Consider the following 11829-nt stretch of genomic DNA (forward strand, 5'->3'; position numbering starts at 1 on the left):
CAAATGAGCTAAGTCACCGGCCTGAAAGGGGAATTTTCCTACCAGCCGCGGTGGATGGTGTTGACGTTCGGTTCGGTCTTGCCGGGGTTGAAGAACAGCTTGTCGTTGTCGCAGCCGCGCTTGCGGCAGGGGCTTTCGACGCGCAAGGGCAGGCCGTTGTCGCCGCCCAGCTGCATGCCGGGGGTGTTCCAGTCCAGGTGGCTGGTGTGGGGCGCTGGGGTGCTGGTGGCGCAGGCGCCCAGGGCCAGGGTGCAGGCCAGCAGGGTCAGGGGTTTGGCTTGGGTCACGATGCGAAAGTCCGGTAGTCCATTGTCGGTTCTGGCGCGACGCCAGAAGGTCGCGAGGCTGGCGGGCAGCGTGCGACTCGGCTTTTTACTGATTTGGGGCGGGGATGATACACCGGTGGCAGGGTTTGCGGGAAAGGGCCTGTCGCCGTAAGGGAATTCTGAACCTGGGGCCAAATGCTTCAGGAAATCAGCATTTGGGAATTATCCTACGCACGCTTGCGAAGTTTCACTGTTGGCGGGGAAGTGGCCCAGGGATACCGTTCCCCGGTCGCCAATACCTGGCGACCGGGTGTGAGAACCCGCTAAGGAGTTACTGAGCTTGCTGTTATGGCAGTCGTACACGGGCAGACTTCGGTCTGGCCGAGCTTTGTAGCTCCCTCGGTTTTCTCACCCCGTGTATGACTGCCGCCTTGATCCGTGAGAAAGGTCTCTGTGGCAGTCCAACCGGAGCTGCTGCCATGAATAAGATTGTCCCCGACCCACCCCGCCAAAAAATCCTCCACACCCCATTCTTCTCGATCCACAGCGACATCACCCCGCCCGACGCCCTCGTATACGCCGCCGAGCTCCTGTGTGGCGTGATCGACACCCTCGACGAATACTGCCACCTGCACGCCGGCGAACCCGGCCTGAACATCCTCGGCAACGCCGCCCACGCCACCGATTCGGCGCGGGTACTCGCCGAGCACGCACTGGCGCGGATAAACGCCGAAAAGGAAGGGGAGTGAGGCCATGACCGACAAACCCACACCCCTTCTCACGGCGGGCGCTGAAACCTTCCTCGAAGTCGGCAACCCACCCATCGACCTGCTGCGGGTGCAGCCGGGCATCCCGGTGGACGATGCCTACGAACAGGTCTCGATCCTGCTCGGCTACATCAAGCACCTGGTTCGCGAAGGCGATATGGAAGATGACCACAAGCTGCTGGGCGCCGCCGACTACCTCAGCGCCTTGGCCAAGGCTTTGATGAACGACATCGAGATGGCCAAGAACCGCCTGCATTGACGCCCCGCGCCTACGCACAAGAAAAGCTTATGCACAAGAGGCATGCGCTGCTTGCGCGAAAGGCATGCCGAACCACGCCACCGCTGGTCTTTGCGCAAACGCCTGTTTTTACTGGGCTTGAAGCACACGAGGGAATAACCGGGCGGCTTGAAATAGCGCTCGGCTTGATCCAGTCATCAAAAGCTTGTTCACAGACTTATCCACAGGTTGTGCTGCGGCTAACGGTCGCGTTCGGCCAGCAGCAGCAGGTTGCGTGGCGTCAAAGGATAGTCGCAGAAAGTGCCAACGCGAACGCTGTAGCCCTGTTCTTCGAGGAACAGGGCGCGATCGAGCACCAGCCACAGTTCCAGCGGCCGGCGGAACAGGTTGCGCAGGCGTTCGAGGTTGCGCACTTCGGCCAGGCGCTGCCAGCCGGCGGCTTCCAGGGCTGCCCAGTCTGCAGTGAGGGTCAGCTCCAGCCCGCGCAGCTCGGCCAGGTCGCGGCAGTACTGGGCGAAGGCTTTGTCCAGCCAGGCAACCGGCAACGATGGCGTGGGCAGGTATTCATCGCGCTGGCGTTGCTCGCGCTGCAGCAGGTCGAAGCCCAGGCGCCGGGCCATCGAGCGGTCGCGCTGGTGGCGTACGCGGGCGCCGGCGGTGACGGTTTCGCTCAGCGGCAGGCCAAGGTCGTGCAGCGACAGCTGCAGCGGCGAGCGCTGCGCGGCTGTGGATAACGCCTGGTAGTGCTCGCCCGGCACGCGGTTGTAGCAGCACGGGGCCACGGCCAGGTGGCGGCAGCCTTGCTGGCTGGCGCTGCGCAGCAGGTGCACGTGCAGCTCGCCGCAGGCGTGCAGGGCCACCACGCTCTTGTCGCTGCCCAGGTACCGGGCGCTGCCTGCGGCCATCACGTCCTGGTGTACGTGGGTGGCGGGCAGCTGATGGTGATCGCTCAGGGCCTGGCCGGCGCGGACCAGCTCGGCGTCGTATTCCAGGCAGGTCAGTTGCTGGCCGGGCTGCAGCAGGCGGCGTCCGAGGTGGCCTTTGCCCGAGCACCAGTCCAGCCAGTGCTGGGTCTGCTGGTGAAAGCCCAGGCGGCGGCTGAAGGCTTCGATCTGCTGCCATTTGCGGCCGGGGACGTTGGCGTCGAGGCGGTGGCCGGCGGGGGGCAGGCCGGTGTCGGGGAGCTCGCCGACTGCCGACAGCTGCTGGGCTTGCTGGGCCAGTTGCGGGAAGGGCGCGGGCAGACCTTGCGGGTCGATGTTGGCCTCGGCGTCGGCCAGGGGGCATTGGCGCAGGTGGGCGGCGAGCTCGGGGTATGCGGCTTCCCAGTCGAGGCGCAGGGCGGTGAAGGGGCGGGGTTTCCACAGCTGTTGGTGGCTGGCCAGGAACTGGTCGAGGGCCTGGAAGCGGTCGCTTAGGTGATGGCTGTGGAGGATGGGGTGCATGGGGTTGGCCATCAGGTGAGTTAGAGGGCCCTATCGCCGGCAAGCCGGCTCCCACAACAAGGGCGGTGGAGTACCTGTGGGAGCCGGCTTGCCGGCGATGCGGTCAATGCGGGCTCAACGGCCCTGGCAGGCGTCCACGCGCAGCCAGCGCTCGAGCAGCTTGAAGCCTTGCACCAGCACGAACGAGATCACCAGGTAGAACACGCCGGCAGCGAAGAAGATTTCCACCGGCAGGTAGGTGCGGGCAATGATGGTGCGGGCCATGCCGGTCAGTTCCAGCAGGGTCACGGTGCTGGCCAGGGCGCTGGCCTTGAGCATCAGGATCACTTCGTTGCTGTAGGCCGGCAGGCCGATGCGCGCCGCGCGCGGCAGCATGATGTAGAACAGCGTCTTGCCACGCGACAAGCCCAGCGCCCGCGCCGCCTCGATCTCGCCCTTGGGGATGGCCTGCAGCGCACCGCGCAAAATCTCGGCGATGTAGGCGGCGGTGTGCAGGGTCATGGTGACCACGGTGCACCAGAACGGGTCGCGCAGGTAAGGCCACAGGCTGCTCGAACGCACCAGGTCGAACTGCGCCAGGCCGTAATAGACCAGGAACAGCTGCACCAGCAGCGGCGTGCCGCGGAAGAAGAAGATGTAGCCGTAGGGCAGGGCGCGCACGTACCAGTGCCGCGACGAGCGGGCGATGCCCAGCGGGATGGCCAGGATCAACCCGGCAACCACCGCGATGGCCACCAGCTCCAGGGTCAGGGTGGCGCCCTGGGCCAGGCGTGGCAGCCACTTGATGATCACTTCCCAGTTCATTGTTCAGCCCTCGCAAAGCCGCGAGCGGCGCGTTTTTCCAGGAAGTGCATGCCGGTCATGGCGATGATGGTCAGGCTCAGGTAGATGCAGGCAGCGACCATGTAGAAGGTGAACGGCTCCTTGGTCACGGTCACGCCGATTTGCGCGTGGCGCATGATTTCTTCCAGGCCGATCACCGACACCAGCGCGGTGTCCTTCATCAGGATCATGAACAGGTTGCCAAGGCCGGGCAGGGCGATGCGCCACATCTGCGGCAGGATGATCCGCGACAGGATGCGCGCCTTCGACAGGCCCAGCGCCAGGCCGGCCTCGCGATGGCCCTTGGGGATGGCCAGGATGGCGCCACGGAACACTTCGGTGGCGTAGGCGCCGAAGCACAGGCCCAGGGCGATGACGCCGGCGGCGAAGGCGCTGAGTTCAAGGCCTGGGTTGTTGAAGGCGGCGCCGAGGCTGTTCATCAGCCCGACGGTGCCGAAATAGATCAGCAGCACCCACAGCAGTTCGGGCACGCCGCGAACCAGGGTCGAGTAGAAGCCGCCAAGCCATTGCAGTGGCTTGACCGCGGAAGTCTTGGCCAGGGCGCCGAGCAGGCCCAGGACCAGGCCCAGCAGCAAGGCGCAAAGCGCCAGTTTTACGGTCATCAGGGTGCCAGCCGCCAGGGCCGGACCGAATCCGTGCAGGTCGATATTCATGGGCAGGGTCGTTCTAGGGACCGGCACGCCCAAAGGCGTACCGGTCGGGGCGAATCAATAGATGCTGAACGGGAAGTACTTGTCGTTGATCTTCTTGTAGGTGCCGTCGGCGACAATTTCCTTCAGTGCGGCGTTGAGCTTGTTGCGCAGCTCATCGTCGCCTTTGCGCACGGCGATGCCGACTTTGTCGCTGTCGTTGACCGGCTCACCTTTGAACTCATAGTTCTTGCCGGCTTCGGACTTCAGCCAATCGTAGTTGGCGTACTTGTCGGCCAGGATGGCGTCGAGGCGGCCGGAGGTCAGGTCCAGGTAGGCGTTTTCCTGGCCGTCATACAGGTTGACCTTGAACTTGCCGTCCATGCCGCCGTGATCGTCCAGCCAGGTTGCAGCCTGGGTGGCGCGCTGGGTGCCGATGGTCTTGCCTTCGAGCGATTTGTCGTCGGTCTTGAAATCGACGTTTTTCGGCGCGATGAACTGCTGCTTGTTCGAGTAGTACGGGTCGGTGAAGTCAACGGCCTGCTTGCGCTCGTCGGTGATCGACAGCGAGGAGATCAGGAAGTCGAACTTCTTGGCGTTCAGGGCCGGGATGATGCCGTCCCAGTCGGAGGTGACGACTTCGCACTCGACCTTCATCTTGGCGCACAGGGCGTCGCCGATGTCCTTGTCGAAGCCGACGACCTGGCCGCTGGCATCCTTGTTGTTGAACGGTGGGTAGGCGGCTTCGATACCCATGCGCAGTTTTTCTGCGGCCATGGCGTTGGCCGACATCACCAGCGTGGCAGCGGCTGCCAGGAGGAATTTCTTGTAGGTCTGCATTCGTGTTGCTCCGTTAGCGGTGGCTGGACATGAATTGCTTGCAACGCGCCGAGGTCGGGTTCTCGAAGACCTGCTGCGGCGATCCTTGCTCTTCAACCAGGCCCTGGTGCAGGAAGACCACTTCACTGGACACCTGGCGGGCAAAGTTCATCTCGTGCGTCACCAGCAGCATGGTACGGCCTTCTTCGGCCAGTGCGCGGATAACGTTTAGCACTTCCTGGACCATTTCCGGATCGAGCGCCGAAGTTGGCTCGTCGAACAGGATGACTTTAGGCCGCATGGCCAGGGTGCGGGCGATGGCGGCACGCTGCTGCTGGCCACCGGAAAGCTGGGCGGGGTAGCTGTGGCGCTTGTCGAAGATGCCGACCTTGTTCAGCAGCGCCTCGGCGGCTTCGATGGCCTCGGCCTTGCTCTGGCCGAGCACGCGGCGTGGCGCCTCGATGATGTTGTCGAGGATCGACATGTGCGGCCACAGGTTGAAGTTCTGGAAGACGAAGCCGATTTCGCTGCGCAGGCGGTTGATCTGGCGGTTGTCGGCGGCAATCAGGTCGCCGTTCTTGGCGGCCTTGAGCTTGAGCGCTTCGCCGGCCACGAGGATTTCGCCCTGGTGCGGGTTTTCCAGCAGGTTGATGCAGCGCAGCAGGGTGGACTTGCCGGAGCCGGACGATCCCAGGATGGAGATCACGTCACCGTCACGCGCGGTCAGCGAAATGCCCTTGAGAATTTCCTGCTCGCCGTAACGTTTGTGCAGATTGCGGATTTCCAGCGCGGGCGTGGCCTGGGCCATGTGCGGTCCTCATGTGTTCGGGTGCGTTCCCAGCTGTTGGCGGCCTTCCTGGCGTGCGCCAAGCTAGCATAGCGGCATCAGGGCGGCCAACAGGGTCGCAGGGGGCTCGGGGCAGTGCCGGGGCAGTTTGTCGCATCGCTGCAGTGCAACGTCGCGCAGATGTCCGCGCAGGTGTCGCCCAGCTCCAGAGCCTTGATGAAAAAAGGCGCGATGGTGCCAGCTTTGGGCGGGACTGGGAAGCAGTTTTGCCCCTATCGCGGCTAAAGCCGCCCTCAAGGTTGCCCTTGCCCTCCGTAGGAGCGGCTGCAGCCGCGACAGGGCCCGCACAGAAAAAGGTTGTACCCCAGGTTGCACTTTTTTGCCTTGCAATAGTGCAAAGGTGTTACCGAGGGGCACCTCTGGTGCATTTGTAAGTGGGTATTTCCGTAATCCAGCCTTTCCCTGTGGATTTGGCGGCCATTCTGCCAGTTGTTGGCCGAAAGCCCTGCAAGCCGCGTCCTTTACGGGCCGCCGGTTTCATCTGACGAATGCATTCAGCACATGGCCCACTTATTGCCGTCTGGAAACCGCCGATTGCAGCGACGCCTAAATCAACCCCGGGCGCGCTTCGTACTCAGTCGGGTGGTCCACTCCTTACAAAGGTAGTTTTATGAGCGGTAACAATTCCAATGACCTCGCTCAGGGGCTCAAACAACGGCATGTCACCATGCTGTCCATTGCTGGCGTCATCGGCGCCGGCCTGTTCGTCGGCTCCGGCCACGCCATCGCTGCCGCCGGCCCCGCCGTGCTGCTGGCCTATGCCGCTGCCGGTACCCTGGTGGTGCTGGTGATGCGCATGCTTGGCGAGATGGCCATCGCTTCGCCGGATACCGGTTCGTTCTCCACCTACGCCGACCGCGCCATTGGCCGCTGGGCCGGTTTCACCATTGGCTGGTTGTACTGGTGGTTCTGGGTGCTGGTCATCCCGCTGGAAGCCAACGCGGCTGCAGCGATCCTGCATGCCTGGTTCCCGGCAGTCGACCTGTGGGCCTTCTCCCTCCTGATTACCTTGGCGCTGACCGCGACCAACCTGTGCAGCGTGAAGAACTACGGTGAGTTCGAGTTCTGGTTCGCCCTGCTCAAGGTGCTGGCGATCATCGGCTTCATCGTGGTCGGTTGCGCTGCCATGTTCGGCTTCGTGCCTAACAGCCAGGTCAGCGGTGCCAGCCACCTGTTCGACACCCAGGGCTTCATGCCCAACGGCCTGGGCGCGGTGCTGGCGGCCATGCTCACCACCATGTTCTCGTTCATGGGCACCGAGATCGTCACCATCGCGGCGGCCGAATCGAAAGACCCGGGCAAGCAGATCAGTCGCGCCACCAACTCGGTGATCTGGCGTATCTGCCTGTTCTACCTGGTGTCGATCTTCCTGGTGGTGGCCCTGGTGCCGTGGAACGACCCGGCGCTGGCCGAAACCGGCTCCTACCAGACCGTGCTGAGCCGCATCGGCGTGCCGAACGCTAAGCTGATCGTCGACATCGTCGTGCTGATCGCGGTAACCAGCTGTCTGAACTCGGCGCTGTACACCTCTTCGCGCATGCTGTTCTCGCTGAGCAAGCGTGGCGATGCCCCGGCGGTTGCCCAGCGCACCACCAAGGCGGCGACCCCGCATGTGGCGGTGCTGCTGTCGACTGCGGCGGCGTTCCTGTGCGTGTTCGCCAACTATGTGGCGCCGGCCCAGGTGTTCGAGTTCCTGCTGGCCAGCTCCGGCGCCATCGCGCTGCTGGTGTACCTGGTGATCGCGATTTCCCAGCTGCGCATGCGCAGCCAGCGTGAAGCGCGGGGCGAGAAGATCGCCTTCAAGATGTGGCTGTTCCCGGGGCTGACCTGGGCGACCATTGCCTTCATCGTTGCCATTTTGGTGGTGATGGCGCTGCGTGAGGACCACCGCGCCGAGATCATCGCGACGGCGCTGCTGAGCATTGGCGTGGTGGCGGCGGGCTTGCTGGTGCACCGCAAGCGCGAGGCTGCAGGGCGGGTGGCGCTGGATAACTGACCTGCGTTGGCTGCAATGAAAAAGGCCGCGCCCGGTGTAGGGCGCGGCCTTTTTTGTTTGCCTGCTCCGGCCCTATCGCCGGCAAGCCGGCGATAGGGCCAGTGAGGCCTCAGCCGAACTGCTTCTGCTGTTGCTGCTGCTTGGCCACCACCTCGGAAGCGGTGATGTAGGCTTGCTGGAACTCGTCGCTCTCAAGCCAAGCCATGGTGGTGTCTTCGTCGGCGCCGTCGAGCCAGGTGCGGTAGGCATTGAACACCAGCACGATGTAGTCGGTGGCGTGCTCTTCCTTGTGGCCCTTGAGCACCAGTGCCAGCAGCGGGTCGACCAGGAACACCGAGATCATCGCCACCAGGCTGGTTTGCTGCGCTTCTTTCATCTTGTTGAACAGCTCTTTGTAGCTGTCCGACTCCATGGCCTTGTGGAACACCTGCTCGATGCTGGCGCTGTCACCGGCGCTGGCCTTCACCGCCTGGCCGCTGCGCACCATGCGGTTTTGCTTGGCCTTGCTGGCGGCGCGCTTGGCGCGTTTTTGTTGCTTGGTATTGGAGGCCATGGGGCGATTCCTTGGGTGTGTCCTGAAAGTGCGCGTATTGAAGCGCAGCAGTCCCGGCTATTCAACTGCCCAGCGCAGAACCCTCGTCCTCCTCGAAGCCGCGCGCCACCCGGCCAACCAGCAGCTCATCGGGCGCGTGCGCCACGCTGTGGTCCTTGCCCGGATAGTCCAGCGAATGCAGGAAGTGGCGGATGCAGTTGATCCGCGCGCGCTTCTTGTCATCCGACTTGATCACCGTCCACGGCGCATCGGCGGTGTCGGTGTGGAAGAACATCGCCTCCTTGGCGGCGGTGTAGTCCTGCCATTTGTCCAGCGACTTGATGTCGATGGGCGACAGCTTCCAGTGCTTGAGCGGGTCATCCCGGCGCGAGATGAAGCGGCGCAGCTGCTCTTCGCGGTTCACCGAGAACCAGTACTTGAACAGCAGGATGCCGCTGTTGCACAGCATGCGCTCAAGGTCCGGCGCCTGGCGCATGAACTCCAGGTACTGCAACGGCGTGCAGAAGCCCATCACCTTCTCGACCCCGGCGCGGTTGTACCAGGAGCGGTCGAAGAAGACCATTTCACCGGCCGTGGGCAGATGCTGGATGTAGCGTTGGAAATACCACTGGCCCAGCTCGTGCTCAGAAGGCTTCTCCAGCGCGACGATTCGCGCGCCACGCGGGTTCAGGTGCTCCATGAAGCGCTTGATGGTGCCGCCCTTGCCCGCCGCGTCGCGCCCTTCGAACAGGATCACCACCCGCTGGCCGGTTTCCTTGACCCAGCTTTGTACCTTCAGCAGCTCGATCTGCAGCGCGTGCTTGGCCTTCTCGTAGTCCTGGCGGCGCAGGCGGGTGCGGTACGGGTAGCTGGCCGGCAGGCGCGCCGAGGTGCTGTCTTCGTTGCTGCCTTTGGGCGCGGTGGCCACTTCGAGCGCGGCGGGTTGCTGGCTGATCTCGGTGATGCTGGGCTCGGGCTTGCGTTGGCGTGGGCGGCGAGGGCGCGGGGTGGGGGAGGCGCTGGTCGAGGGTTTATCGGGGGCGGGGAGCAGGAGGGGGGATTCTTCGCTCATGGGGGTCCTTGCGGGGTCGATTCTAGAGTCCGACTCCAATTGTGAGTTCGAGCGAATAGTGGCTTGTTGATGTCGGTCAACCCACGCTGCCGCCAGGCCTGCCCGCTGGCGGATTCTGTGGCTCACCGGCCGAGAAACACTTTACATGCACAGCCTGTCGTACAGCTTGTGAAGCGTGGCAGGGCGGAAGCTATAATCGCGGCATGCTGAATCCAGACGAAATCCGCCCCCTCTTGAAGCAGTGGGTCACAAAGGTGATGAGCCACGAGCCCGGTGATGTGTTCATCGAGGAGCTCTGCTTCATTGATAAAGCCAGGCGTGCGGACTTGGTGCATGCCAATGGCAGGCTGACGGCTTTTGAAATCAAGTCCCACGCAGACACATTGCTGAGATGGGCCGGGCAGCAAGATGCCTATCTGGCCTGTTTTGATGAAGTATGGCTTTGCTGTCATTCTCGACACCTGGTCAAAGCACTGGAGGTGTCCGCCGCTAATGTGGGCATTCTCGTGATTGATGATTTCTCTGGTATGGCGATGGTTCGCAAAGCGAAGGCGAACAGAAAGCAAGAGAAGTTTCACCTGACCGGGTTTCTATGGCGGGATGAGCTTGACCGCCTTGCGCGTGCACATGGCGTGCAGGTTAAAAGCAGGGATCTTATAAAGACAGTGCGCCAGGCTGTGAGTGACGCACTGTCATTGGAACAGATCAGAGAGTTCGTGCTGAGTATATTGAAGCGGCGCTATTCCTAGATCAGGTCGTCCAGTTCATCTGGGTCTATCGGTTCAAGTGCATTGTGCTGACGATCCAGGATGGACTTCAGCATCGCGCAAATGTGTTGATTGATTCTATATCCATTCCAAGTGCCGTTATTGCCATAGCCTGTTGAAGTGGCAACGATCCTTGCATACTCCTTGGTCGCCCAGCAAAAATCATCCTGATGATACCCGGGGAGCGCTCTTATTTCTCTGGCAATATCAATGTAGTTATTGAACTCCTTATCGCCACCTTTGCGTCGTTGCCACCACTCGGTTGGGGTGTAATAGCAGCCAAACGGTAGCACGGGCATGCCTGCCACATATTCGATTGCCGCCGTGGGGTTCGTTGCGGCGTAGTCACCGTAAACCACCTGGGTGCCGGAGATACTCCTGTTGACCGTTGATTGCCATGCGATGTCGGTGCAGGTAGCTGACCTCGACGAGTTAGAGGCGGGCTTGTGCGTAGGGAAGGAGGTGCTCAGCAGAATGATGCTGGCGGGCGCATAGGCTGCGATGTCCCTGATGAAATGATCGAACTCTGATCCCGTTGCAGTGCTGGACGGGGGAGACGCAATGTAGTCGACAATGACATGGGCTTCTCCAGGGTGAGTCAATGAGTCCAGTAATGAAAACAGGCGATTGCGAGAGATGCTCGTTGGCTTTTCTGGGCAGAATACGCGAATCGCGATTTCGTCAAAGTCGCGTTCCAGTGCAAGGCCAAGCTGAATCACATCTCGTTGAGGATCATCGTCCGTCCAGGAGATAACGGGGATAGCGAGAGAGGCTGTGGTATGGACGTAATCGAAAAATGCCTTTTTTCGTTCGAACGCATTCTTGGGGTTATGTAAATCATTGTCGGCAATGAAGGCCTCAAGCCTATCCAATCTGCCCCTGGATATGTCGATGAAAAATCGGTGTTCAGTCCAATCCTTTAGGAAGGACTGAAGATGCTTGTCGTCCTTGCCGCGCATATCCAGCAGTGGGGTAAAGTGATCTCTTCTTTCTGGCTCCAGATTGACCAGAGCCTTCACATCATTTAGTCCGACGCGTAAACAGGCGGAATACTGCATATTGCTCTCCATGCAAACTGTGGTCTTGAATTTCGGTCCACAGTAAACGTAGCGTACTTGCTAAGCTCTGCAAGGATTCTAATTTGCGTATTTATGTTTCAATTTATATATAAGATTTAGTTGTGAGGAGATTTTGTAGGAGAAATCGTTTTTTGGATTGCGATGTTTGTCGAAGTGTTGAACGGTGCAAGGCCGATCAAGAGATGGCTTTGTACCTGGAGACTTGCCTTGAAGAAAAAGACCTGCATCGCTCGCTGCTGCCCTGGTCGGTCTTGCGAGAGCACTGGGATGCCTATGCTGAGGTGTGATGATCGTGCGGTCGTAGCGGCTGGGTAGGTGGGTTGCTGTGGCAGCCGATGCCGGGCAGGGACCTGCCAACCCTGCAGCAAAAAACGCAGGCAACAAAAAACCCGCACTAGGCGGGTTTCTTGTTGTCGCTTCGGGTAACTTTGCAACCACCAGAAGCTTGAAGGTGGTGCCCAGAGACGGAGTCGAACCGCCGACACGAGGATTTTCAATCCTCTGCTCTACCGACTGAGCTATCTGGGCG

At 61.5% G+C, this 11829-nt stretch carries 13 protein-coding genes and 1 tRNA gene; 4 read left to right on the plus strand and 10 right to left on the minus strand.

Annotated features, from left to right (window positions below):
• Positions 1–38 precede the first annotated feature (38 nt).
• A complete protein-coding gene (locus tag ACIPG5_RS10235) occupies positions 39–287 on the minus strand; it encodes a hypothetical protein (RefSeq protein WP_286912956.1) in 249 nt (82 codons plus the stop codon).
• Between the two features lie 458 nt (positions 288–745).
• On the opposite strand from ACIPG5_RS10235, the gene ACIPG5_RS10240 reads away from it, so the two are divergent.
• Together ACIPG5_RS10240 and ACIPG5_RS10245 are read left to right on the plus strand one after the other, a co-directional pair.
• A complete protein-coding gene (locus tag ACIPG5_RS10240; protein WP_176517776.1) occupies positions 746–1015 on the plus strand; it encodes a hypothetical protein in 270 nt (89 codons plus the stop codon).
• A gap of 4 nt (positions 1016–1019) precedes the next feature.
• Positions 1020–1292 (plus strand): DUF3077 domain-containing protein, encoded by a 273-nt coding sequence (locus ACIPG5_RS10245; RefSeq protein WP_401374706.1) that lies wholly within the window; start codon positions 1020–1022, stop codon positions 1290–1292.
• Between the two features lie 218 nt (positions 1293–1510).
• Here ACIPG5_RS10245 and ACIPG5_RS10250 read toward each other — a convergent pair whose 3' ends face one another.
• The 5 genes from ACIPG5_RS10250 to ACIPG5_RS10270 form a co-directional block, all read right to left on the minus strand.
• Positions 1511–2716 (minus strand): methyltransferase, encoded by a 1206-nt coding sequence (locus ACIPG5_RS10250; protein WP_401374709.1) that lies wholly within the window; start codon positions 2714–2716, stop codon positions 1511–1513.
• Positions 2717–2830: 114 nt separating this feature from the next.
• The gene (locus ACIPG5_RS10255; protein ID WP_401374712.1) at positions 2831–3520 is read right to left on the minus strand and encodes an ABC transporter permease; all 690 of its coding nucleotides are present in this window, start codon (positions 3518–3520) and stop codon (positions 2831–2833) included.
• Complete coding sequence (locus ACIPG5_RS10260) at positions 3517–4212, minus strand: ABC transporter permease (protein ID WP_176518103.1); 696 nt, start codon at positions 4210–4212, stop codon at positions 3517–3519. Before ACIPG5_RS10260 ends, ACIPG5_RS10255 begins: the two co-directional genes overlap by 4 nt.
• Before the next feature lie 54 nt (positions 4213–4266).
• Complete coding sequence (locus ACIPG5_RS10265; protein ID WP_008091477.1) at positions 4267–5028, minus strand: ABC transporter substrate-binding protein; 762 nt, start codon at positions 5026–5028, stop codon at positions 4267–4269.
• Between the two features lie 13 nt (positions 5029–5041).
• On the minus strand, positions 5042–5815 hold the full coding sequence (locus ACIPG5_RS10270; RefSeq protein ID WP_176518104.1) for an ABC transporter ATP-binding protein: 774 nt from the start codon (positions 5813–5815) through the stop codon (positions 5042–5044).
• A 649-nt stretch (positions 5816–6464) separates the two neighbouring features.
• Here ACIPG5_RS10270 and gabP point away from each other — a divergent pair.
• Entirely contained in the window at positions 6465–7850 is a 1386-nt protein-coding gene (gene gabP, locus ACIPG5_RS10275) for a GABA permease (RefSeq protein WP_236238455.1), read from the plus strand.
• A 109-nt stretch (positions 7851–7959) separates the two neighbouring features.
• Here gabP and ACIPG5_RS10280 read toward each other — a convergent pair whose 3' ends face one another.
• Positions 7960–8403: a hypothetical protein gene (locus ACIPG5_RS10280; RefSeq protein ID WP_176518106.1), complete on the minus strand. Its 444-nt coding sequence runs from the start codon at positions 8401–8403 to the stop codon at positions 7960–7962.
• A gap of 61 nt (positions 8404–8464) precedes the next feature.
• Entirely contained in the window at positions 8465–9454 is a 990-nt protein-coding gene (ppk2, locus tag ACIPG5_RS10285) for a polyphosphate kinase 2 (RefSeq protein ID WP_314616880.1), read from the minus strand.
• Positions 9455–9657: 203 nt separating this feature from the next.
• Between ppk2 and ACIPG5_RS10290 the strand changes: the two genes are divergently transcribed.
• A complete protein-coding gene (locus tag ACIPG5_RS10290; protein WP_401374718.1) occupies positions 9658–10203 on the plus strand; it encodes a sce7726 family protein in 546 nt (181 codons plus the stop codon).
• Here the strand turns inward: ACIPG5_RS10290 and ACIPG5_RS10295 are convergent.
• Together ACIPG5_RS10295 and ACIPG5_RS10300 are read right to left on the minus strand one after the other, a co-directional pair.
• Complete coding sequence (locus ACIPG5_RS10295; RefSeq protein WP_401374721.1) at positions 10200–11279, minus strand: hypothetical protein; 1080 nt, start codon at positions 11277–11279, stop codon at positions 10200–10202. The two genes, ACIPG5_RS10290 and ACIPG5_RS10295, sit on opposite strands and share 4 nt — an antisense overlap.
• 473 nt (positions 11280–11752) lie before the next feature.
• Positions 11753–11828: transfer RNA gene (locus tag ACIPG5_RS10300), tRNA-Phe, on the minus strand.
• Position 11829: the final 1 nt, after the last annotated feature.

The organism is Pseudomonas sp. NPDC087029, from assembly GCF_044745345.1.
GTDB classification, from domain to species: domain Bacteria; phylum Pseudomonadota; class Gammaproteobacteria; order Pseudomonadales; family Pseudomonadaceae; genus Aquipseudomonas; species Aquipseudomonas faucium.

Excerpts from the sequence above, each read along its gene's own strand:
- ACIPG5_RS10280 (WP_176518106.1), bottom strand. The coding sequence starts at position 8,403 with ATGGCCTCCAATACCAAGCAACAAAAACGCGCCAAGCGCGCCGCCAGC.
- ACIPG5_RS10240 (WP_176517776.1), top strand. The coding sequence starts at position 746 with ATGAATAAGATTGTCCCCGACCCACCCCGCCAAAAAATCCTCCACACC.
- ppk2 (WP_314616880.1), bottom strand. The coding sequence starts at position 9,454 with ATGAGCGAAGAATCCCCCCTCCTGCTCCCCGCCCCCGATAAACCCTCG.
- gabP (WP_236238455.1), top strand. The coding sequence starts at position 6,465 with ATGAGCGGTAACAATTCCAATGACCTCGCTCAGGGGCTCAAACAACGG.
- ACIPG5_RS10250 (WP_401374709.1), bottom strand. The coding sequence starts at position 2,716 with ATGCACCCCATCCTCCACAGCCATCACCTAAGCGACCGCTTCCAGGCC.
- ACIPG5_RS10265 (WP_008091477.1), bottom strand. The coding sequence starts at position 5,028 with ATGCAGACCTACAAGAAATTCCTCCTGGCAGCCGCTGCCACGCTGGTG.
- ACIPG5_RS10255 (WP_401374712.1), bottom strand. The coding sequence starts at position 3,520 with ATGAACTGGGAAGTGATCATCAAGTGGCTGCCACGCCTGGCCCAGGGC.
- ACIPG5_RS10270 (WP_176518104.1), bottom strand. The coding sequence starts at position 5,815 with ATGGCCCAGGCCACGCCCGCGCTGGAAATCCGCAATCTGCACAAACGT.
- ACIPG5_RS10260 (WP_176518103.1), bottom strand. The coding sequence starts at position 4,212 with ATGAATATCGACCTGCACGGATTCGGTCCGGCCCTGGCGGCTGGCACC.
- ACIPG5_RS10290 (WP_401374718.1), top strand. The coding sequence starts at position 9,658 with ATGCTGAATCCAGACGAAATCCGCCCCCTCTTGAAGCAGTGGGTCACA.
- ACIPG5_RS10245 (WP_401374706.1), top strand. The coding sequence starts at position 1,020 with ATGACCGACAAACCCACACCCCTTCTCACGGCGGGCGCTGAAACCTTC.
- ACIPG5_RS10295 (WP_401374721.1), bottom strand. The coding sequence starts at position 11,279 with ATGCAGTATTCCGCCTGTTTACGCGTCGGACTAAATGATGTGAAGGCT.